The following is a 22,950-nucleotide window of genomic DNA, read 5'->3' as shown; positions in this document are numbered from 1 at the left end:
CCCCAAAAGCTTGGGATGGCCTGAAAACTGCTCTTGGCAGGACGGCCCAGCAGGGTGGAAAACAGCAAGTATGATTCGGCAGATGATTACCTGCCAAGTGTCAAACTCATTGAGGCCATGCATTAGTCAGCTATCACAATATTCAACATTCGACGCAAAGGCTCTGCAGCCCCCCACAACAGTTGATCCCCAACAGTGAAAGCAGACAAATACTCCGGCCCCATATTCATCTTACGCAGGCGGCCAACGGGTACGTGCATGGAGCCACTGACCACTGCCGGGCTAAGTTTGTGCATGGAGTCATCACGGTTATTGGCAACGACTTCGACCCAATCATTGGCTTCACCGAGAATGGACTCAATATCAGCCAGTGGAACATCGCGGGTCAGCTTCACTGTCAGGGCCTGGGAGTGACAGCGCATAGCACCGACACGCACACAGAGACCATCAACCGGAACCGGGTTGCTTTGAAGGCCAAGAATCTTGTTGGTTTCGGACTGCCCTTTCCACTCTTCACGGCTCTGGAAGTTATCCAGCTGGGTATCAATATAAGAAATCAGACTGCCGGCCAGAGGTACACCAAACTCCCTGGTATCCAGACCGCCACGAATGGTTTCCGTAACCTTGCGATCAATATCAAGAATGACTGACGCTGGATTGGCCAGCTCTTCGGCTACCGAGGAATGAATCACTCCCATACCGTTCAGCAGTTCACGCATATGACGTGCACCACCACCGCTGGCAGCCTGGTAAGTCATGGCACTGGTCCAGTCCACCAGACCTTCCCGGAACAGACCGCCCATTGCCATCAGCATCAGGCTGACAGTACAGTTACCGCCAACAAACGTTTTGACACCATCCTCAAGGGCCTGATCAATCACCTGGCGATTGACAGGATCAAGGACAATCACGGCATCATCTTTCATGCGCAGCTTGGATGCTGCATCAATCCAGTAACCATTCCATCCCGTTTCACGCAGTTTGGGATAAACCTCACCGGTAAAGTCTCCGCCCTGGCAGGAGATGACAATATCCATCTCCGTCAGCTCGGAAACCTCATACGCACTTTTCAGCGCCGGAATAGAAGCATTGTCGCCAACAAGATGGGCAGGCCCTGGCTGTCCTGCCTGGGAGGTGGTAAAGAAGACAGGTTCAATTTTGGCAAAATCACCCTCTTCCGCCATCCTTTGCATCAGGACGGAACCAACCATGCCCCGCCACCCGATCAGTCCAACCTTTTTCTTCACAGCATTCACCCTGTCTATACCTCGCTCAATGCCTGAATCAGCTCTTTAACAACGGCATCACCCATACCACGGGTACCGGTTTTTTCGCAACCCTCAGACAAGATATCACCCGTACGAACACCCTGATTAAGAACACTGCTGACCGCCTGCTCAATAGCAGCAGCCGCATCAACAGCACCAAAGGAGTAACGCAGCATCATGGACACAGAGAGAATGGTCGCCAGTGGATTAGCCAGATCCTGACCGGCAATATCAGGTGCAGAACCGTGAACCGGTTCATACATACCTTTATTATTGGCATCCAGTGAAGCAGAAGGCAGCATGCCAATCGAGCCAGTCAGCATGGCAGCACAGTCGGAGAGAATATCGCCAAACATATTGCCGGTCACCATAACATCAAACTGTTTGGGTGCCCGCACCAGCTGCATGGCCGCGTTATCAACATACATATGTGACAGCTGTACATCCGGATACTCAGGAGCCAGGCGATCCATCACTTCACGCCACAGCACGGTAACTTCCAGAACATTATGCTTATCAATGGAACAGAGTTTACCACCACGCTTCTGGGCCGCCTCAAAAGCGACACGGCCAATGCGCTCGATCTCTGACTCGCTGTAAACGTAGGTGTTATAACCCTGTCGTTCACCATCGTTCAGGGTGCGGATACCACGGGGCTGGCCAAAGTAGATACCACCGGTCAGCTCCCGGACAATCAGAATATCCAGGCCACTGACAATCTCCGGTTTCAGTGAAGATGCATCAGCCAGCTGGGGGTAGAGAATTGCCGGACGCAGATTGGCAAACAGCTCAAGACCGGAACGAAGACCCAGCAGGCCCTTTTCCGGACGCAGTGCCATTTCCAGGTTATCCCACTTGGGACCACCGACAGCACCCAGCAGAATGGCATCAGACTCTGTTGCCGCAGCCAGCGTTTCACCAGGCAGCGGAACACCGGTAACATCAATAGCTGCACCGCCCACAAGCCCATGCTGGGTCGATATGCCGAGATTGAAATGCTGATTGACTGCATCCAGAACCCGTTCGGCCTGAGTTGTAATCTCAGGACCGATACCATCACCAGGCAGGATCAAAACCTTTTTCATTCTTTGACTCCCCGTACTTCTTATTAGTCTCTTAATTCCGCAAACAACCAGGGAAACTTTCTCTCGTGGCTGACTTCAAAAGTCTGGATGGTTGCTGACTCCTGCAGAGTCAGACCGATTTCATCCAGGCCTTTCAGTAAACACTCTTTTCTAAACGGGTCCACCTCGAATGCGAATTTAGCACCTTCAGGCGTCACCACAACCTGACGTTCAAGATCAATTGTCAGCTTATAGCCTTCCTGCGCTTCACAGGCGGAGAACAACTGATCAACTGTTTGCTCGTCAAGAACAACTGGCAGCAAACCATTCTTGAAGCAGTTGTTAAAGAAAATATCCGCAAAGCTGGGGGCGATAACGCATCGGAAACCATAGTCGTCCAATGCCCAGGGCGCATGTTCACGACTTGAACCACAGCCAAAGTTCTTACGGGCCAGCAGGACAGATACTCCTGCATAGCGTGGCTGATTGAGGACAAACTCTTTATTCAGCGGACGCCCCGTACAATCCTGATCCGGTTTGCCTTCATCCAGGTAGCGCAGTTCATCAAACAGGTTCTTGCCAAAGCCGGTACGCTTGATGGACTTCAGAAACTGTTTGGGAATAATCATATCGGTATCGACATTGGCACGATCCAGTGGCGCAACCACGCCGGTATGACTGGTAAACGCTTTCATGCTGACTCCTCCATCAAATCGCGCACATCGATAAAACGACCAGTGACGGCTGCCGCAGCGGCCATGGCCGGACTGACCAGATGGGTTCTCCCTCCGAATCCCTGGCGTCCTTCAAAATTGCGGTTGGATGTTGAAGCACAGTGTTCACCTTCCCCAAGGCGATCTGCGTTCATGGCCAGGCACATGGAACAACCCGGCTCTCTCCATTCCAGACCGGCTTCGATAAAGATCTGGTCAAGCCCTTCCTCCTCGGCCTGCTTCTTGACCAGACCGGAACCTGGGACAACCATGGCCTGCTTGATGGTCTCAGCCACCTTACGGCCCTTAACAACAGCCGCCGCTTCACGAAGATCTTCAATACGGGAGTTAGTACAAGAACCGATAAAGACCCTGTCCAACTGGATAGATGTTAATGCCTGACCGGCTTCCAGCCCCATATAGGTAAGTGCACGACGAATTCCCTCTGCTTTGGTTTCATCGTCTTCCTGCTCAGGATCAGGTACACAGCGGTCAACGGCAGCAACCATTTCCGGAGAGGTACCCCAAGTCACCTGGGGCTTGATATCTTCAGCAGCCAGCTCGACTTCATAATCAAATACTGCATCAACATCAGTGTGCAGGGTCAGCCAGTAATCAACGGCCGCTTCCCAGTCAGAACCTGTCGGAGCACAGGGACGACCCTTAACGTAATCGATAGTATTGCGATCAACTGCCACCAGCCCGACCCGGGCCCCGGCCTCAATCGCCATATTACAGATAGTCATCCGTCCTTCCATGGACAGCGACTCAATTGCACTGCCAGTAAACTCGATCGCACAGCCAGTCCCCCCCGCTGTACCGATTTTACCGATGACCGCCAGTACAATATCTTTGGCAGTGACACCTCGACCCAGCTCTCCCTCCACCCTGACGCGCATGTTTTTCATTTTCTTCGCGACCAGGCACTGGGTAGCCAGAACATGTTCGACTTCCGAGGTACCAATACCATGTGCCAGCGCTCCAAATGCACCATGGGTTGCGGTATGGGAATCCCCGCAAACCACGGTCATTCCCGGCAGAGTGGCTCCCTGCTCTGGGCCTACGACATGAACAATACCCTGGCGGATATCTTTCATGGCATACTGGACAATCCCGAACTCATCACAGTTGTCATCCAGGGTCTGTACCTGAATTCGGGAAACAGGGTCTACGATCCCCTCAATACCTTCCTTTCGCTCGCTGACTGTTGTTGGCACATTATGGTCAGGCGTAGCCAGATTAGCGTTAATCCGCCAGGGCTTGCGCCCGGCCAGACGCAGGCCTTCAAAAGCCTGAGGGGATGTAACTTCATGCAGCAGCTGACGATCTATATAAAGGAGGGCAGAACCATCATCCCGGCTTTTTACCAGATGGTCATCCCACAACTTGTCATAGAGCGTTCTACCAACCACAGCGCACCTCCTCCGGCAACTTCTGCTTTGTATTTATACCTATGCATCCTAAGGCAGCCCTCCAGATAAAACAAATTCATCTTTTTAATTTATTCTATAACTATTTGGAATAGGACAAGGCTTATTCACTTTCTCATGTTTTGATCATGCAAGAACCGCCAAAGCTAACTCTACTGTTATTCAAACTGCGGATACTTAAGCATTAAGCCATGTCTTATGCCCAAACAGGTGACAAATTATTTTCACTGGGAAATATGAAAGATGGATTCAAAATTGACCTTCAAATTTGCTGACACCGCAAACACGGATTTGTTTAGGTTTACCGCTGAGAGTTCAAGAGAATTTGAAGGTATGGAAACATCTGATGTACATAGGCAAGTTGTTCAAGACCAGAAGCTTAGGGCCTGTTGTGATTTCATTACAGGTTAAAACTCTGGATATCAACCCCACCAACACATTATCATCTGCCAGCTCGAAAAATTTGGGGTAATGTAATGGACAGCCAGAACCTGACAGCCTTTCTCGCAGTAGCCGAAACTGGCTCATTTTCTCTGGCTGGTGAAAAACTGCATCTGACCCAGCCGGCCATCAGCAAAAGAATTGCTTTGCTGGAGAGTCAGCTGGAAATCAAGCTGTTCGACAGGGTTGGCCGCTCTGTTGTGCCAACTGAGGCTGGTGTACTTTTGATAGAACGGGCACGCCATATCCTCAAGGATATTGATGATACCCGCCTGGCTCTGACCAACCTTTCAGGCAATGTGGCCGGTAAACTGAGTATTGCCACCAGTCACCATATTGGTCTTCACAGGCTTCCACCTGTTCTGAAAACATTTAAACAGCATTATCCGGATGTTTCGCTGGACATAAGGTTTGTCGATTCCGAATGGGCTTACGGGGCTGTGCAGCGAAGTGAAATTGAACTGGGAATTATTACGCTTTCTCCTAATCAGAATAAAAGCAAATTTGTCTCCCGCCCGGTCTGGCATGACCCGCTGGTTTTTGCAGTGTCTAAAGACCACCCCCTCGCCAGTGAAAAGAATTTGTCCCTGAAGGATATCAGCCAACATCCCGCTGTTTTCCCGGGAGATAACACCTTCACAAAAAGAATTGTGATGGACTATTTCAATGCCCAGCACCTGGAAATTGATATCGCCATGGAGTCCAATTATCTGGAAACACTGAAGATGATGGTCAGTATAGGGTTAGCCTGGAGTGTTCTGCCAAAGACCATGCTTGACGACAGTCTCCGCGATATTACTCCGGAAGGAATCTCAGTACATCGTACTCTTGGTTACCTTCATCACCAGAGCAGAACACTCTCCAACGCCGGAATAGCATTGATTACGCTTTTAAAAAACCAATGCCTGTAGTTAGTGCAGTACCTTCTGGAGAAGGAAATAGATTATCAAGCACACCTATTAAGACGACAAACTCAGGATACCCATTCATCTGCCACATTGGACAGTTTGCAACAAAGCTATCGGGTATATAAATACTTGCAGATGCCGCTGGAATAACAAAAGCTATACCTGCTCCATAACCGATGAAATGCCCAACATCTGAGCGGTACAACAAAGCTCCTGAAGAGTTCGTCATATAGCCAGGCTTTGAGCTTCGCTCGCGTTCAGGTATTTTTGGATGAATTGCTCTTTTGTTTTCGAGTGCGATGTATCAGCCTGCTTGCACCAAAGAAGAACCAGCTGTTTTTGCACCTCCGGCTGCCCTTTGAACCGACGCAATCCTTGTTTGCAAGTCCTGAGGGCATTGTCGGAAGGACTATTATGAAAATTATCTTTCCCGTCAACCTTTAAACTGTGCTGGAAGATAAGCTGCAGGTATTCCTTGTACAGTTCAGCGTTACCCGGCCAAAGTTCCAGAACCTTTTCGTAGAAGGCCGCACAATGACAGCGTTCTTTATGGGTAGCACCACCGACCAAAAGTTCAGATCTGATAGCGCTCATTTTCTCCCAGGCTTCATCCGGGCTGAAATATTTGTGGATCATGGTCAATTTCGTTGTCAGCTGCGACAGTTCGGTGACTTTTTCGCACCAAAGGAGAACCAGATGCTTTTGCTCCTCGGGCTCAGATTTGAATGCATTCAACCCCTGTCTGCAAACCCTGAGGGCATTTTCGGAAGGACTATCATAACCCTCACCTTTCCCGTCTAACTTTAAACGGTGCTGGAAGATACGCTGCAGGTATTCCTTGTACAGTTCAGCGTTACCCGGCCAAAGTTTCAGAGCTTTTTCGTAGAAGGCCGGACAATAATAGTGTTCGTCATAACTAGAAGGACCGACAAAAAGTGCAGACCTGATAGCGCTCAGTTTCTCCCAGGCTTCATCCGGGCTGAAATATTTGTGGATCATGGTCAATTTCGTTGTCAGCTGCGACGGTTCGGTGACTTTTTCGCACCAAAGGAGAACCAGATGCTTTTGCTCCTCGGGCTCAGATTTGAATGCATTCAACCCCTGTCTGCAAACCCTGAGGGCATTTTCGGAAGGACTATCATAAACCTCACCTTTCCCGTCAAGCTTTAAACTGTGCTGGAAGATACGCTGCAGGTATTCCTTGTACAGTTCAGCGTTACCCGGCCAAAGTGCCAGCGCTTTTTCATAGACAACCCTATATCTGCGATATGTATTCTGTTGACTTCTCTCCGTATCCAACAGCTCCAGGAGCTTTTTGGTTTCACCCTTACTCGCCAGCCGATCCTTAATGCTAATAGACGATCCGATACCGATCAGATCCGCAAGCGTCATGCTCCCGAGTTCTTCAGCCTCAGGAAAGCGCGCAAAGGCTTCTTGCATTTTGCAAATGAGCACCTCTGGCTCAACATCTGTGCTGGCCTGACTGATCAGCCATAAACGGTGAAGTGCCGGATGCTCTTTCTCGCTCATCCAGATTTCCAGCAAGGACAGATTTTCTTTCTGCCGAACAAGCATGTTCAGGATGCTGTAGTTGCCGCTGGACTCCACGTTTTCTCTGATATGCAACCAGCAGATCTTCTGGTTATCGACATCAAGCCCCCTGAAAGCCCGGGCAAGCTCATCTTGATCAAACTCCTCAAGATAGGTTGCCAGCATATTGGCATCATCTGTTCTTATTGCACATTTCAACTTGAGAGTCATGAACTCGCTCTGACTTGCAGAGCGCCTTATGCTACGCAGCCAGTCCAGTAGTTTTTGACAATCAACATCCTTCGCCAGCAAAATTCTTTCAGCATGCGTGATAATACCGGGTATACCAAGCGACCCTTCGTGTACCTTGAGTAGCTGCAAGGCTTTTTCCAGACGCCCTGCGTCAATATTGAACCGAATAAGGTTATTGAACTGTTGCGGATTGCCGCCGTTAACCAGTTCCTGCTCCAGGGCATCAGCTATCCAGGCTAAATCAACTTTATGGGCGCTCGGGTCGGTGTATTCCCAGCACACATCCTTGATATTGCATTGGGACAGATCTGCACCGGCTATCTCGCAGTTAACCAGTGTTATTCTTTCAAGCCGGGTATTACGGAAACAGACGCGGGACAGATCCCAATGGGTCAACCTAAGGTCATGGATAAAAATATTTTCCAGACTGACCAGGTTGCCGAGATGCAGCTCGGGGTTGACCCGTAGCAGTTGTTGAAACTGATCAAAACCCGCATTTTGGATGATATATTTCATCCACGAAGGGATAGCGCTACTTGAACAATAATCGTCGTACTGCTCTTTCAGGGTTCGGGTCACTTTGATCAGCTCTTGCACTGGGCGGCCATCCGGCCAGTGATCAAACCCCGCCCCCTTGAATACATTCAACACCTGCTGATATTGCCGGCTGAATTCTACATTAATGCTCTCCAGTGATTCCGGCAGGCTGACGGGGCGGGTGAAATTGAATTGCCGATAGTTGTCAGCTTGAAGGGTATTCCGATCCCGTTGTTCATGACGCTTATACCAGCTCTGGCTCTGCCCTGCGTACTCCGTTATGGTGATGGAGTCAGCCCGGTTCAGCAGCCAGGGCTTGAATACCAGATGAGGTTGACGCTCAGCGTGATCCCTTGATTGAAAATGGGTATAGACAAGATTGGCTCCATTATTTGTTATGTTGCTGTTATTGCCGATGCCATCGGCACGTTGCCCCTGACTGACCCTGTCGGTGAAATTTAGCAGCGTAGCGGATGTCGTAAGCAGTTTACCCAGCACGCTGTCTGTACCCCTGTGGAAATTAAGCTCATGTACCGGACGATGCTGCTGCTGTCGGGTTTGATCCATCTGTTTTGAGACGGGTAACAGAGGAATGTTACGGCCATTGATCCGGCAGGTGTGCTTCTGCCAGCACGGCTTCTCCGAGGAAACCTGCCTGTTGGCAGAGCCATCTTCCCACTCATGGAGCCTCTGCTCAAAATGTTGCTGCTGCTGGCAGGTGTCTGGCCGCCTGGTATCCAGCCCATAATCGTCAAGCCATTGCAGCAATGCCAGCAGGGTCTGTTTATCCTGGCCGGTGGCAACAAGACGCAGGCAACCGTCAAAAGAGCAGGCGTCAGCGTCAGGGGCATGGAACTCCAGGCAAATGGTTCGGGACTCAGAGGCAAGGCTCTTATTGTAATAGCCTGGCTCCAGTGTCACCCGGTACAGGCATATATCCCCGGCAAATGGGATTTCAGCTTTACCGCTGGCATGCCACTCTCTTTCCCCCGTGTCTTGATTTTTTTTCACCTCATAAACCGGCTGGGTAAACGTCCAGTCAGACCGTACCCGTCGGGGCAGGTATACCGGTAAAGGGGGAGGCTTAACATCATATGAAGCGGTTATTTTTGTACCGGCGGGAGTCGCTGATAACGTGTTTAATTTGCTAATACACGTGTTTAATTTGCTAATATAATCGGCCGGTTTGGGGCTGGTCTCTTCGGTCATCTCTTCGGTCAAAGGCCAAGACATAGGGCTGCCGCCGGTTTCCAGCTGCTTTTTCAGGGTTTCTGCCATGCTTGCAGTTTCTTCGATATCGCTGCGCAGGGCTTTGGTCATTACCTTGCCGTTCATCCTGTAGCTGAGAAAGTATTCAAGCCTGTCCCTGAGGTCATGGTGGGCCTGGCCCAGCTCCAGCAGTTTGGCCAGTTCTGTCGTTTTTTCCGGGCTGAGCCGGATGCTGACCTGGGTTTCCTTTTCACCCTGCTGATTAAAACGGTGTCCGATGATCAAGCGCTGGTCACGAATGTGTTGACTGACTACCGGTCGCTCAATCCCGGGCATGCCCTGGCAGTGTATGGCCGCCAGTTCCGAACCAGTGATTGCCGGCAGGTTGGCAGGATAGCGTATGGCCAGATAACACAAGCGATCATACAGTGTGTTTTCCAGATAGCGGCGTTCGCCCTCGCTTTCCGGACCGAATTCCCGAACCAGGTCGGCCACCTGCCGGTGCGCCTGTTCAAGGAACTCGGGAATAATACTGGCGACATCCTCTTCGGCCAGCGTTTGAAAGACCTGGGCTGCATGGCGGTGCTTGCCAGGATTGCACATATCCTCCAGCTCGAACACGGTGCCGAAGAACCCCCTGGCATCATCAGGAGATTTGCGCTTACGGTTGCCATGAAAATAACCGGCACCGGACCAGTTCAGGCCATAGATACAGCCGTCATCCCCCAGCGCAGCATGGTCAGAGCCTCTTCCGATAATATTGCGATTGCCCAGCCAGGCAGCTGTGATAAACAGGCGGGCCAGTTGCTGCCGGTCAGCGCTGAGCAGGCTTTGCTGTCCGGCCTGGAGGTTGTTTTGCCAGGCACTGATCACCCATGACTGCTCCCTGTGGGGGATCAGGCCGGTTTCCGGTACCGGCAGGCCTGAAGCCTGTGCCAGCCTGGCCATTAGCACCTCACTGCGGGCTGCATGACGATCCTCGCACGGCTTAAGGTAATACCAGCGACCGGTGGTACTGTCACAATAGAGCCCGGCCCCTGAATCGTCGATATGCAGTGGATACAGAGACTCCAGGGTGCCTGGCATGGAAGCCTGGTGAGGATTTTGATGCTGTCTGTGCACAACGCTGACCGCCAGTTTCTCCCTGAGTGAGTGCAGCTCTTTTAAGGCTTCGCCCAGCCCCAGACGGGAAGGGGGCTCTGCCTGTGTTTTGGCTGGCATTGAATAAGGAGAGGGGTATTGGGTGCCAGCCCGAAGGGGGTGCCGGGGAAGCTGGCTTGACTGGCCGAGTTTTTTGTAAATGCTATAGGGGTTATCAAATACCCTGAACAGGGTTTGGCCGGATTCAGTCACTGTCTCAAACTGCAACTTCTTCGCATTCAGTTCTCGGTCAAGCGCTTTGATAGACTTGGGTTCTATTGCGGTCAGGGTGACAATGCCAAAATCACTGCCAGGAGTGTATCCGGCCCCCGGCTCTGCCTGTGTGACTCCGTGGCAGGCATCATTAGGAGCAAGATCAGCATCGGCACCGCTAACATGCACAGTCACATCAGGGAACCGGATCTGCAGGGCTGTACTGATTCGTTTCTGCTCAAAGGCCAGGTAGGAGAAAATATCGCTGCATTCCCTGCGAAGGGGGCGCTCACCAAGCTGGCCACGGCGTATCCCGGCAAAATCAAACCAGCACCACTGGCTGTTATCAAACTCCAGGATGGGATCTCCGGGGTCATGAATACCTTCCGAGCAGTCATAGCCGGGAGGTTCAACAACATACACAGCATTTTCAGTGTTTCGCTGGTGACCGTCCCGTTCCAGCCGGTGCCAGTATCCGAGATTGGCGGGAAGAATGCCGGATTCGGCATGACTTTCCACAAGCGCCCCCAGTAACGGGTTGAGCCGGGTTTTCGACTCCCCCCCGGGAGAAGCCCATGGGTGTTCCCATGCCAGAACAAAAGGTGCCCGCAGAATGCGCCCCTGGTCATCCAAAAAAGCAACGCCTGTTGTATAAGCAACATCCTGGCATAAACAGTCTGCCAGTTGATGTGTCGATACGGGAAAAACAAGGTCATTGTCTCCCGTGGACTCAACCGGGATGATGTCGGCAAGCAGCCCTTTGATTTTTTGCAACAGTTCGCCGTGGTTACAACTGCCCCAGACCCGTCGGGCGATATCCGGATCAAGGTCAGCCAGATTCAGCATCAGGCCATCTTCATGCTCTTTGATCACCAGCCGAAAACCGAGACGGTCGGGATCCTCTGTCGTCAGACGGTCAAAACTGGAAAGCTCGTGCAGCAGTGCCTTTTTCTGTTGATTGTTCAGGGTGCACTGGATACGTTCCAACATGCGCTGGTTATATAAGACCTCACCAAGAGCCCGCTGCAGAAGAAGGTGGTAGATATGCACCAGCCTTTCTACCGGAGAGCATACGGAGTTACCTGAGCTGATGTCAGGCAGACTGAGAAGAATGTCGTTGCCGCTGGCAGGCGTATAGACAACCTCTCCGAGTTTCAGATCTATAACCATCTTCCCCGACCCATAGGAGGGGGAGTTCGTTTTATCTCCGGTAAAAGGTTTTTTGTTTTTGAGGTGCCCACAGAGAATCAGTGGCAACTGACATCTTTCCCCCCCTTTAGCTTGGCATCGGGTGAAATCAAGGGTCAGCTTTTGCAGGGAGGCATCGTATTCACACCTGACCCCCTGGAGAAAGAACAGTTTTTCCCCCAGCTGCTGGATCTCATAAGTCAGAACGGATGGCAATAAGGCTGGTTCTGGGCGAAAGCAAAGCCGCAGATCATTGTCAGATGGTGCGAGCCTGCCTCCAGAGAGAGAAAAAAGGGGAGTCTCACCCTGGACGGTATAGTGAACAGTGCAACTGCCGGTGGCAAGGTCAGTTTTCGTCTTTTGTGACGGTGGCAGCGTATTCGAATCAGAAGAAGAAGAAGTCGCTGAACGCTTCCTGCTGGACAGGATCGGTAATGGATGCTGCTGCACAGCAGATATCTTTGATTTGCCTTCCATAGCTTTGATCTTCCTGAAATCACCTATTATGAGTTTCTGCGCATTGGATAACCTCAACACTTTATATAAGACATAGGGGAAAGGAGAAGGTTTACAGTCGCTGGATAACAAGACAGTCAGCATTATTAACGGGCAAGGAATAAACTCATTCTTAATTTATTTCCTCTTGTTTTACTCTGACAATAATCAGCCAAGCCAACTTAATTGTCAGGCGAACAGAAAAACTTGTAGCAGTAAGTTTTGTCTTATTTTCCATTTAACGACAAATCTTTTTCTTGAGGGCAGGACACTAATGGCTACAACCAATCCAACTAATCCGAGCAGTCCAACCAGCCAGACAATGGCAGGGAATCCTCCCCCATGCGAGGAAGGTCCCCCCCAGGCAATGGAATTATCTCCCACTGCAATTTCCACGAAAATTATTCAAACTGAGAGAGCAACTCCTCCCCCAGAAACTCCGCTAACACAAAGATCAGTCCTACAAGAAGAAAGATTAAAACGAAAAAGAAAAAGGAATAATTGCGATGAATGCGATGTAGAGGATATCATCCCATCAAAACTTGGATGCAGCGTAACCAAAGATTCCTCAGAGCAATTTGCATCCCAGTTTGACAACATAATTACCTACTATGAAGCCGCAAAGACAGTCTTGCAGGAGTTCCAGGAGATCGATTCTTTTATTCGACAGAGAGGGCAATTTCCAGCAATATCTTTTGATATGAGAGAAAATTTAGTGGTGGCGAAAGAATCTATCGACACAACTTTAGCCAGACGACATGGCAGGGAAAACCATGCCACGCTCACATCATTTCCATATTTCGGTTATGGCTTAAGCAAGCACATCGCACTCATCCCTGTTGCGGACATAAATCAATTCTACGAATTAGTAGAGGCTTATGAAAAAGTCTTGACTGCCCTTATAAACTCCAAGCCAGAAGAGGGTTGTCTAGCGAGGGATAAGCTTGCAGATATAATCCCGCTGGGGGAATTTGAAGAAGTCAACATGTCAGATTTTTTAACACGAAAGACGAAGTGCGTGGCAGACTATCTGGATCCGGCAACCATACACAATTTAGTAGCTAAAAATATTGATTTTTTTCGAATCAACCCAAATCAAGAATTACTATTAAACACTCTGGCCCATGTCAGGCTTTTTCTTGAGAGTTCTATTGCAGAACTCAAAAAAAAACCTAGCCATCATATTGCGGCCAACACTCTCACTATTCGCTGCAAAAACAAAATATTAAAGATGCCCCAGGGGAGAAGCGAAACTGTTGCTAAAAAACTTGAGCACATGTCTACATTGATTTCACATATTGAGAAACAAGAATACGATCAGGCGGAATCACTTATTAAAACTGATCAATTAATCGATATGATAAAAGAATTATCCCTGAGCGAAGCAGATGATGACGAATAACACTTTTACCATGAAAGTGCCCACTGCATTTTCATTTTTCGGGGTGGGCATATCACAAATTTGTCTCTTGCCCTGTCTGGCATGATCCACTGGCTTTTGCCGTATCCAAAGACCACCCTTGCCAGTAAAAACAAGTGGTAATGCTACATCAGAGCTAGTGATTGATTTTCACCCTCCAGCAAAGGCAGTACAAACCCCTAATTACAGCTACTTTCTGCTGGGTAACACTACGGTGTTTTGTTTCTGGAGCAGTTGACTTCCCATGAATCTAAAGCCGGTCCTGTTTGTTATTGGACTCTTTCTGATGGTTTTAGGTCTGCTGATGGTCATCCCGGCCATGTATGACCTGACAATAGGCAGCAGCAGTGCCGCAGCCTTTTTTGAGTCCGCAATCTGGACCTTCCTTGCAGGTGGTCTGGCTGTTCTATTTACCCGCTCAAGAAATTTTCGCCTGGATCCCCGGCAGATTTTTATTCTAACATCCCTGTGCTGGGTGACACTCAGTGCTTTCGGTGCGCTACCGTTTATTATCGTGGAGGGCATGTCATTTACTGATGCCTTCTTCGAAACCATGTCCGGTGTCACTACAACCGGTTCCACAGTTATGACCGGACTTGATAGGATTGATAAAGGCTTACTTCTCTGGCGATCGGTTCTGCAGTGGCTGGGAGGAATCGGTTTTATCGTAATGGCTGTTGCCATTCTCCCTTTCCTGAAGGTTGGTGGTATGCGCCTGTTCCAGAGTGAGTCATCCGACTGGTCAGATAAATGCCTGCCCCGCTCCGGTTCCATAGCCAAGCGTGTTGTTCTTGTTTACCTGCTACTGAGTACATTCTGCGCCCTGGGTTACAAGCTTGGTGGTATGAGTATGTTCGAAGCCATCAACCACTCCATGACCACTCTCTCAACAGGTGGCTACTCGACATCTGACGCCTCCATGGGGCACTTCACCAATGCCTGGATCTACTGGAACGGTACCATTTTTATGTTGCTGGGTGGCCTGCCCTTTATACTCTTTGTAAAGTGCATGCAGGGTTACACTGAAGATCTGATCAAGGATAGCCAGGTAAAGGCCTTTATCGGTTTTATGGTTGCAGTCTGGGTCATTATGGCATTCTGGATGACCCTGCATACGGAAAGAGGGTTCTTTGAAAGTCTGACTCTGGCAGCCTTTAACTCAACATCTGTTGTCACAACCACCGGCTATGCCCTCACCGATTACAGTGCCTGGACCGGATTTACCTCAACCATTTTCTTCTTCCTGATGTTTGTTGGCGGCTGCTCCGGATCAACTGCAGGCGGTATTAAAATTTTCCGGTTTCAGATCGGTTTCCGACTGCTGCAGATGCAGCTGAAGCAGGCCAGCCACCCCCGGGCGTTTCTGGTGCACACTTACAATGGTCAGGAGATCACCAGCGATATTCTCCGTTCACTGGTTGGGTTCTGCTTCTTCTATGGTCTGTTAATTGCGATTATCACAATTCTGCTGTCCGCTCTCGGACTGGATATGATGACCAGTCTCAGTGGCTCCATCACAGCAGTCAGTAATGTTGGCCCTGGCTTTGGCGATATTATTGGCCCTGCCGGGAATTTCCTGGCCCTGCCCGATGCCGCCAAATGGATACTCAGCTTTGGCATGCTGATGGGCCGACTGGAAATTATCACTGTGCTGGTACTCTTCTCCCCCGCTTTCTGGCGCAACTGATACATTCCACCTTAAAATAGAAAATCCGCCCAAATGGGCGGATTTTTTCATCGACCAGATATTTCCAGGGAATGGCATGAAGCAGCAACTGCCTGACTTACTTCTTGCAGCACAGACCAACAACCATCGCCTGCCGGTACTGCTTTCTGGCAGTATGGAATGGCTGCAGGAGCAGCTGGCAGAAACTACCCGGATTATGGACAAAACTCCAAGTTTGTGGAGTGATAATCAGCAATGGCTGCCTGCTGCAAGCCCTTGGAAAAAAGCACGAAAACTTCTTGGCCAGACTATTGATTTTCTGATTTTGGATTTAACAGAAGATATCCCGGCCGATGCCCTGGGAGCCGTAACCGGAGCCCTGAGAGGTGGCGGTCTGCTGGTGTTTCTAGCGCCAGAAGAATTACATTGGCCTTCTGATTCCTGTTTTTTGATGCGGGCAAGCAAGATTTTTTCTGATGCAAAAATCCATCATTGGCGTGAAGGCCAGGAATCCCCCCAAGTCATTCCAAACCAACGCAATATCAATGAAAGTGCGAGCATCAAGGTACCCGCACCCTGTGTAACAGAAGATCAGCTAAAAGCAGTTGCTGCAGCAAAGCGGGTACTGACAGGCCATCGCCGCCGTCCTCTGGTTTTAACTGCTGACCGAGGCCGGGGAAAGTCAGCGGCACTTGGCATTGCTGCCGCCCAGTTAATGCTGGAACGTCCAGTGAAAATTCTGGTTACAGCCCCTTCCCAGCAGGCTGTAGAAACACTCTTTGCCCATGCTGCTGATATTATCGGCCAGCCAAGAGTTAACAAGTTCCATATTAAAACAGACGACAGCGAATTAGCTTTTATCGCTCCTGACGATATGGTTTTAAACAAACCGGATGGCAACCTGGTTATGGTTGATGAGGCAGCCTCCATTCCAGCACCATTACTTACCGAACTTCTCAAGCAATATTCACGGATTATTTTTGCCAGCACCATCCATGGCTATGAAGGAACAGGAAGAGGCTTTGCTGTTCGTTTTCGGAAAACTCTGGACCAGATAACCCCTAAATGGCAGCCCTGCGAAATGGAACATCCCATTCGCTGGGCTACAGGTGATCCGCTTGAGCAGTTCCTGACACAGCTGCTACTGCTGGAAGCTGAGCCTGCTGACCGCAACATGATTGCTGACGCAAAGATTGATAATGTCGACTTTATTACACTGTCGAGCAAAGATCTTATTAATCAACCAGATGTTCTGAAAGAGCTGTTTGGCCTTCTTATCCTTGCTCATTACCAGACCAGCCCGGACGACCTGCGCCAGATACTGGATCAGGACAATATCTCGGTTTCAGTTTTGATGTTTCAAGGTCGTGTTATTGCCACAGCACTGGTATCAACCGAGGGAGAATTTGAGCAATCACTGGCACAGGCGGTATGGTCTGGAAAGCGCCGGATCAAAGGGCATCTTCTGCCACAAACTTTGGCAAGCCACGGAGGTTTTCCTGAAGCACCACTGCTGAAATGGGCGCGAATTATGCGCATTGCCGTGCATCCGGATATTCAGTCCCAGGGTCTGGGGCAATACTTCGTTTCACAGCTGATTCAGGAACACTGTAAGCAGGGCTATGACCTTATTGGCAGCAGCTTCGGTGCAACAACCGATCTGGTTCACTTCTGGCAGCGTTGCCAGTTAATGCCGGTCCATATTGGCAGCACACGCAACAAAGCCAGTGGTTGTTACAGCCTTGTTGTTTGCAAAGGTTTGAGTGAACAAGGGCAGATATTCGAGCAAAAAACCTCACAGCGTTTTTTCCGAACATTTCCTTTCCTTTGTCGAGACGGGTTGCAGCAGCTTGAGACAGAGTTATTACTGGGCCTTCTCGCTCAAACACATCAAGGCGCTTTAACGGAAGAAGAAACCCAGCGGCTTAACGATTATTCTGAAGGTTTTTTGAACTACGACAGTTGCCTGCCAGAACTTCAGACCCTGGCCTGTTCTCTTTTACCAAGATTTGCAGAAGAACTTTCTCAAATACAGCGCCAGCTTTTAACCGATAAGCTTCTACAAAACAGGAGCTGGACCGAAACCATTAACAGAAGTCTCTTGAAAGGTAAGAGGTTTGCAGAGCAGGAACTGGCCTGCTCTGTCGCGTGTCTTTTAAAGGTAGCTAAAGCTTCTTAGCCGCTTCCCGGGCCAGGATATCTTCAGACATAAAGACCATCTGACTGGTATTTTCCGGTAGTCTGGCACCTGCTGCATACTGCCGGTATGTCTGAGAAGTCTTGGCTGTGGTTGAGCTTCCACCTTCAATTCCCAGTCTTTCCAACGCAGTAGCGTAGGCTTCCATAATTTCAGGAACGGGATTACCGCCCAGCCTATTCAGGGCACAGTTAAACTGCGAGATTGCCGCATCTTTATAGGATGCTTCCATCCCTCTGCAGTCTTTGACTCTATCCTGGAAAGTCTTGCGGGCAAGGTATCCATCCTCGGAGACAGCGGCGATAGTTCCACCATATGTTGCCCGCAAAGAGGGCATATCCGCTGCAGATCCGGAAATTTTATCCAGCGCATCCCAAAGTTCAGTCAACCTGTCCTTTTTCTCAAACAGTCCCCATTCTGATTTCATAATTTCCAGATAACGGGCGAAGATATAACTGCTCCAGAACCGCAGCTGCATGGAAGGTTTTTCACCTGCAGACTCAAGCTTACGAATTTCATTGCTTAACTGATCGTAGGCTTCTTTCAGCAGTACAGTTCTCTGTGCTTTGTCTCGTTTAGAAGAGAGTTGCGTGGGATCTGGTGTCAGGTACATTGCATAAATAGTCTGTGCCCGGTACGCAACGTATTTGCCTTCAGGTGTTCCCAGCGCCAGTCCCTTCTCCTTGGCTTCAGCAAAATCCCCCTCGAAGTGAGATCGCCAGGCATCCTGAAGCTCCAGACTTTCAGGCAATCGATCCATTGTCGAACGGGTTAACTGAGGCCATTGCTTTGTCAGCTTTTCACCTGATAAATCCGGCTTAGGCAAACTTTCCGGGAAAGGTAACCAGTTCCCGTTTGCAAGGCTGGCTGCTGAGAAGAGGATTCCGGCAATACAGCTGCAGTTCAATAACAGTCTTTTGAAAGTCATTAAGAAGTCCCTGTTTTTTTATCGTGAAAATTTTTTCTAGGGAAGTTGCTTAACCAAAGCTTCTCTTATGATTTGGTGAAATACAACACCATGAATTAAGGAATTTTCAGGTTCTGTTGTCATAGGCTTATGCGATTCAGCGGCTCAGACAACCACTCGTTACAAGACAGGTATGTGCTTTTTAAATTCAAGGCAAAAAAAGCGGAACAGGTTGCCCTGCTCCGCCCAAAGTCCTGCTTTGCGGCAGGTTTGAGTGCGCCTTTTAAGCAGCAGTGGTTAAATCTGACTAGGAGCCAGTTTTATCCTCTGTGTTAATTTCTGGCTTTACAGCTTTTTTGAACCGGCATGCCTTTGCGCCAGTGCATCTTCCGCGCTGTAAATCATATTGCTTACGCCAGCAGGGAGACTTCCACCCTGAGCATAATGAAAGTAGCTGCTGGCACTGTCCTTGTACTTGTTATCCCCTCTCTTTTTATCCAGCCGTTCCAGTGCTGCCCCATAACTGAAGTAGAGCTGTGGGAAGGGTTTATCTCTCAGAGTTCTGAGAGCACTGTCAAACTGATCCAGGGTTGCCTGCTCGTAATCAGAAATTTTCTGGCCGTCCGCCAGACGCAATCGTTTCTTGAACGTTGCACGGGCAGCCATACCATCTTCATAAATAGCTGCAAAAGTGCCGCCATATACTGCGTGCAGAGCCGGCATGGTTGGAGACAGTGAGAAAACTTTATCTAATGAGGTGAGAATGGTTGTCACCCCAGACTTTTTATCCAGAATACCCCAGGTTGGTTTTACAATTTCCACATAACGTGCGTAAGCATATGTCTGCCAAAAACTCAGCTGAACTGAGGGTTCTACACCACTTTTGGTCATGGCTGAAATTTCTTCCAGCAGCTTATCTGAAACCTCCTTCAGCAGAACAACTCTCTCTGCAGCCTGCAGGTTTCCTGCAGGATCGGGAGCCTGATACATGGCATAAATAGTCTGCGCACGATAGGCAAGGTACTTCCCTTCTGATGTCCCTGCTGCAAGACCTCTGTCTTTGGCCTGGACAAAGTCACCTTCAAAATGCAGCCGCCACCCTTCCTGCAACGCAAGACTGAGAGCTTCAAGCCCTGCCTGATCCAGAGCAGCCCCAGAGAAGTCTGCAGACGCTTTTAACTGCTTCAGCAGGTAATCACCATAAAGTTTGTTGGCCGCCATACGCTGCTGAAAGTAGTCAACTGTCGGCAGAACATCCTGGGTGGAGCGTGTCAGGGCAGGCCACAGTTCAGAAAGCTTGTCACCGGATAAGTCCGGCTTAAACAAATCGGCAGGATAAGGCTGCCAATCGGCAAAGGACATACCTGTAACGCTTAGAGTCATGGTCAGCGCACCCGCTGAGACTATCTCTCTAATACCCATAAAAACCTCCTGAATGCTGATGATGATCAGAATCGAACTGTAAGCTGAGCAGCCAGCATATGGGCATGCATTTTTTTATACCGGGCCGTTAAATGGCCTTGGTCTTCAAAGGGTGCAGATTCTTCAACAGTCCCCTGTATGGAACCATCCACCTTGTGATTGGCATCATGGATACGAAACGGCTTCATCATCATGTAGCCATAGGCAAGATCCAGTGAATACTGCTCGTTCACACGGTAACCGGCACCGAAAGTCAGCCACTGTCGGTCATTGTCAGGGATACGCGCGCTACGGGTGGTATTGGATGTTGGCGAGTTATCCAGCGCATAACCTGCACGCAATGTCAGGCGATCGCTGTAGTTCCACAGAGTGCCAAAAGACATTGTCCAGGTGTCAGACCAGTCCTGAGGAACCCAGGCAACAATATGGCCACCAGGGGCACCGTTACTGGCCGAGACAATATCCGAGGCACGCCCACCCTCGGACTTGATCTGAAATTTTTCGAAACGGCTCCAGCGTGTCCAGATAGCACTGGCCAGCAGAGACCACTGTGGATCGACATCCCATGCAAGGCTTAAATCAATATGCTCGGGAAAGGTCAGGGAGAGTCTGGTGTGTTCAGTCAGTGTTCCCGGCTTATGGTCTGAAATCCATGCAGCTGACGCTGAAGCTACCGGATAATCATCACTCTCAGTGACAAACTGATTGAGTACAGTAGTGAGACCGGCAACTCCCGTTGCTTTCAGATCACCCTTGAATTTGATTTTTGTGGGTGAGTGATAGGAAAGCCCCACAGTCAGAGGCTCTACCGGATTCCAGATCAGCCCAAGATTTGTACCCAGTCCGAAGCCATCGCCGTTAATGCTGGCGACAGCATCGGTTACAGCTGATGCCCAGGGGTTCAGCATCCGACTCATCTCTATCTTGCCAAAGGAAGTCCAGATACCGGCTCCCAATGACAGTTCATCATTCACTTTCCAGGAAACAGTTGGCTGCAGGTTGATAACCTTGATTGAGCTGTCCAGTGCCTGATAACGAAAAATTGAATCTATCGGATAGTGCGTTTCTCCGCCAAAGGCACCATAGACGGCAAACCCTGCCCAGAGGTTTTCCTGCAGTGGCTGGGCATAATAGATCGAGGGAATGGCTGCTGGGTGCAGAAAATTATCTGATTTTCCACTTTCTCCATAGCAGAGTGCCGAGTCCCCCCATGGCGTTTTGCAGGATTGGTAGTCCCCTTTCCAGCCAAAATAAGGGTCAGAAGTGGGGAAGGATTTCACCTCAGTAATCGTCGAATAATGACCCTTGGCATCACCACCGGCAAAAGCTCCGATAAATCCGATATTGGTCTGAGGCTGTGAGAAAAAAGACATTCCTGCGGGATTGGAGCTGATAATCGAGGCATCGGCACGGTTAACCCCCCGTCCGGCACCGGCTGTTCCCAATGCAGAAATCGAGTTGAAGTCCACCAGTGATAACCCTGCCCCCTGGGAAATCCCGGGTAAAACAGCAAAACAACCACCGGTTGCTAAAAGGGTCGACATCAGCCCATTCCGGCAAAGAATACCAGCTTTTAACAGCTTGGACATGCCCCACTCCTCTATGGGTTATTGTGTTTGGTATTTCCTGAGTGGGAGGAGGTATAGACGTACCAGAACAATATTTCCTGTTTTTTGAGTCATTCCCTGGAAAGAGCGCTTGATAATCATTCGGGCTAAGGAATTGTCTGGGCAGTAAAGTGTTACTGCCCAGATCAAATCAGACTTCTGGAGGAATGACCGGAATACCAGCGTTTACATCACCATTTTGAGCTCGGTGACGCATCAGGTGATCCATCAAAGTAATCGCCATCATGGCTTCAGCAATGGGTGTTGCCCGAATACCAACACAAGGGTCATGACGGCCCTTGGTCACAACCTCCGCCGGGTTTCCCTGTCTGTCAATCGTCTGCCCGGGTACAAGAAGGCTGGATGTGGGCTTGAGAACAATGCAGGCCTTAATAGTCTGTCCTGTAGAAATACCGCCCAGAATTCCGCCCGCATTATTGGATAGAAATCCTTCCGGTGTTATCTCATCACGATGCTCTGTCCCTTTCTGGGAGACTGATTCGAAGCCTGCTCCAATTTCGACACCTTTAACGGCATTAATACTCATCAGGGAATGAGCAAGATCGGCATCAAGTCGATCAAAAACAGGCTCTCCTAATCCGGGCATCACGCCTGTGGCTTCGACAGAAATCCGCGCGCCAATGGAGTTTCCTTCTTTGCGCAAACTGTTTATCAGGTTTTCCATTGCCTCCACTTTGGAGGAATCAGGGCAGAAGAATGGGTTATTCTGTACTTCATCCCAATCGAACTGCTCAATTTGAATATCGCCCATCTGCTCAAGATACCCGCGAACTACGATACCCTGTGAAGCCAGGTATTTCTTGGCAATTGCACCTGCTGCCACACGCATGGCGGTCTCACGGGCAGAAGAACGTCCGCCGCCGCGATAGTCGCGAAAACCGTATTTATGGTCATAGGTGTAATCAGCGTGTCCAGGACGATAGATATCCTTGATATTGGAGTAGTCCTTGGACTTTTGATCGGTATTTTCAATAATCATACCGATGGGCGTGCCTGTGGTTTTTCCTTCAAAAACCCCGGACATGATCTTGACCTGGTCAGGCTCCCGGCGCTGAGTAGTGTAGCGGGATGTACCGGGCTTGCGCCGGTTCAGATCCGCCTGAATATCAGTCTCGCTCAGTTCAATGCCCGGAGGGCAGCCATCCACTATACAGCCCAATGCCAACCCGTGACTTTCACCGAATGTGGTGACAGTGAACAGTTTCCCAATCGTATTGCCTGCCATAATGCCCTGCTTTATCTAAAGGTCATCAGTTCCCGTTATTAAGAAACTGGTCTGACGACTTATTCATTATGATTTTGATTGGATTATACCTGTGAAA

Annotated in this window: 14 protein-coding genes; 4 read left to right on the top strand and 10 right to left on the bottom strand. The window is 49.7% G+C overall.

Going from position 1 to position 22,950, the window contains the following annotated elements:
• Window positions 1-122: 122 nt before the first annotated feature.
• Genes asd through leuC form a run of 4 tightly spaced genes read right to left on the bottom strand, consistent with a single transcriptional unit; the run spans window position 123 to window position 4,457 of the window.
• Window positions 123-1,247 carry an aspartate-semialdehyde dehydrogenase gene (asd, locus tag M3P05_RS01785; protein WP_332841989.1) on the bottom strand — a complete coding sequence of 375 codons (1,125 nt, stop codon included), beginning with the start codon at window positions 1,245-1,247 and terminating at the stop codon, window positions 123-125.
• Window positions 1,248-1,261: 14 nt separating this feature from the next.
• Window positions 1,262-2,353: a 3-isopropylmalate dehydrogenase gene (leuB, locus tag M3P05_RS01780; RefSeq protein ID WP_249697520.1), complete on the bottom strand. Its 1,092-nt coding sequence runs from the start codon at window positions 2,351-2,353 to the stop codon at window positions 1,262-1,264.
• 23 nt (window positions 2,354-2,376) lie between these two features.
• A complete protein-coding gene (gene leuD / locus M3P05_RS01775) occupies window positions 2,377-3,027 on the bottom strand; it encodes a 3-isopropylmalate dehydratase small subunit (RefSeq protein WP_249697519.1) in 651 nt (216 codons plus the stop codon).
• On the bottom strand, window positions 3,024-4,457 hold the full coding sequence (gene leuC / locus M3P05_RS01770; protein WP_249697518.1) for a 3-isopropylmalate dehydratase large subunit: 1,434 nt from the start codon (window positions 4,455-4,457) through the stop codon (window positions 3,024-3,026). The genes leuD and leuC overlap by 4 nt, the downstream gene beginning before the upstream one ends.
• A 494-nt stretch (window positions 4,458-4,951) precedes the next feature.
• On the opposite strand from leuC, the gene M3P05_RS01765 reads away from it, so the two are divergent.
• Window positions 4,952-5,827, top strand: coding sequence for a LysR family transcriptional regulator (locus M3P05_RS01765; RefSeq protein ID WP_249697517.1), 876 nt, complete (start codon window positions 4,952-4,954; stop codon window positions 5,825-5,827).
• Here M3P05_RS01765 and M3P05_RS01760 read toward each other — a convergent pair.
• A complete protein-coding gene (locus M3P05_RS01760; protein WP_249697516.1) occupies window positions 5,799-6,053 on the bottom strand; it encodes a hypothetical protein in 255 nt (84 codons plus the stop codon). The genes M3P05_RS01765 and M3P05_RS01760 overlap by 29 nt on opposite strands.
• On the bottom strand, window positions 6,050-12,370 hold the full coding sequence (locus M3P05_RS01755; protein WP_249697515.1) for a hypothetical protein: 6,321 nt from the start codon (window positions 12,368-12,370) through the stop codon (window positions 6,050-6,052). The genes M3P05_RS01760 and M3P05_RS01755 overlap by 4 nt, the downstream gene beginning before the upstream one ends.
• Window positions 12,371-12,662: 292 nt before the next feature.
• On the opposite strand from M3P05_RS01755, the gene M3P05_RS01750 reads away from it, so the two are divergent.
• The 3 genes from M3P05_RS01750 to M3P05_RS01740 all read left to right on the top strand — a co-directional run bounded on the left by M3P05_RS01750 (window position 12,663) and on the right by M3P05_RS01740 (window position 17,653).
• Complete coding sequence (locus M3P05_RS01750; protein ID WP_249697514.1) at window positions 12,663-13,790, top strand: hypothetical protein; 1,128 nt, start codon at window positions 12,663-12,665, stop codon at window positions 13,788-13,790.
• Between the two features lie 262 nt (window positions 13,791-14,052).
• Complete coding sequence (locus tag M3P05_RS01745; RefSeq protein ID WP_249697513.1) at window positions 14,053-15,495, top strand: TrkH family potassium uptake protein; 1,443 nt, start codon at window positions 14,053-14,055, stop codon at window positions 15,493-15,495.
• A 76-nt stretch (window positions 15,496-15,571) separates the two neighbouring features.
• On the top strand, window positions 15,572-17,653 hold the full coding sequence (locus M3P05_RS01740; RefSeq protein ID WP_249697512.1) for a tRNA(Met) cytidine acetyltransferase TmcA: 2,082 nt from the start codon (window positions 15,572-15,574) through the stop codon (window positions 17,651-17,653).
• On the opposite strand, the gene M3P05_RS01735 is transcribed toward M3P05_RS01740, so the two are convergent.
• The 4 genes from M3P05_RS01735 to aroC form a co-directional block, all read right to left on the bottom strand.
• Window positions 17,640-18,599, bottom strand: coding sequence for a hypothetical protein (locus M3P05_RS01735; RefSeq protein ID WP_249697511.1), 960 nt, complete (start codon window positions 18,597-18,599; stop codon window positions 17,640-17,642). The two genes, M3P05_RS01740 and M3P05_RS01735, sit on opposite strands and share 14 nt — an antisense overlap.
• Before the next feature lie 324 nt (window positions 18,600-18,923).
• Window positions 18,924-20,000, bottom strand: a complete 1,077-nt coding sequence (locus M3P05_RS01730; RefSeq protein WP_249697510.1) for a hypothetical protein — start codon at window positions 19,998-20,000, stop codon at window positions 18,924-18,926.
• Window positions 20,001-20,026: 26 nt separating this feature from the next.
• Window positions 20,027-21,589, bottom strand: coding sequence for an OmpP1/FadL family transporter (locus M3P05_RS01725; protein WP_249697509.1), 1,563 nt, complete (start codon window positions 21,587-21,589; stop codon window positions 20,027-20,029).
• 169 nt (window positions 21,590-21,758) lie between these two features.
• Window positions 21,759-22,853, bottom strand: coding sequence for a chorismate synthase (gene aroC / locus M3P05_RS01720; RefSeq protein WP_249697508.1), 1,095 nt, complete (start codon window positions 22,851-22,853; stop codon window positions 21,759-21,761).
• Window positions 22,854-22,950 lie beyond the last annotated feature (97 nt).

The organism is Parendozoicomonas callyspongiae, from assembly GCF_023502345.1.
In the GTDB taxonomy this organism is placed as follows: Bacteria; Pseudomonadota; Gammaproteobacteria; order Pseudomonadales; family Endozoicomonadaceae; genus Sansalvadorimonas; species Sansalvadorimonas callyspongiae.
Note: the sequence above shows the minus strand (reverse complement) of the source record. Positions and strands in the feature narration are given on the sequence as shown.

Bases quoted from the DNA above. Each gene is read 5' to 3' on its own strand.
- leuB (WP_249697520.1), bottom strand. From the start codon at position 2,353: ATGAAAAAGGTTTTGATCCTGCCTGGTGATGGTATCGGTCCTGAGATT.
- M3P05_RS01760 (WP_249697516.1), bottom strand. From the start codon at position 6,053: ATGACGAACTCTTCAGGAGCTTTGTTGTACCGCTCAGATGTTGGGCAT.
- M3P05_RS01735 (WP_249697511.1), bottom strand. From the start codon at position 18,599: ATGACTTTCAAAAGACTGTTATTGAACTGCAGCTGTATTGCCGGAATC.
- M3P05_RS01745 (WP_249697513.1), top strand. From the start codon at position 14,053: ATGAATCTAAAGCCGGTCCTGTTTGTTATTGGACTCTTTCTGATGGTT.
- M3P05_RS01730 (WP_249697510.1), bottom strand. From the start codon at position 20,000: ATGGGTATTAGAGAGATAGTCTCAGCGGGTGCGCTGACCATGACTCTA.
- M3P05_RS01765 (WP_249697517.1), top strand. From the start codon at position 4,952: ATGGACAGCCAGAACCTGACAGCCTTTCTCGCAGTAGCCGAAACTGGC.
- M3P05_RS01725 (WP_249697509.1), bottom strand. From the start codon at position 21,589: ATGTCCAAGCTGTTAAAAGCTGGTATTCTTTGCCGGAATGGGCTGATG.
- aroC (WP_249697508.1), bottom strand. From the start codon at position 22,853: ATGGCAGGCAATACGATTGGGAAACTGTTCACTGTCACCACATTCGGT.
- M3P05_RS01740 (WP_249697512.1), top strand. From the start codon at position 15,572: ATGAAGCAGCAACTGCCTGACTTACTTCTTGCAGCACAGACCAACAAC.
- M3P05_RS01755 (WP_249697515.1), bottom strand. From the start codon at position 12,370: ATGGAAGGCAAATCAAAGATATCTGCTGTGCAGCAGCATCCATTACCG.
- M3P05_RS01750 (WP_249697514.1), top strand. From the start codon at position 12,663: ATGGCTACAACCAATCCAACTAATCCGAGCAGTCCAACCAGCCAGACA.
- leuD (WP_249697519.1), bottom strand. From the start codon at position 3,027: ATGAAAGCGTTTACCAGTCATACCGGCGTGGTTGCGCCACTGGATCGT.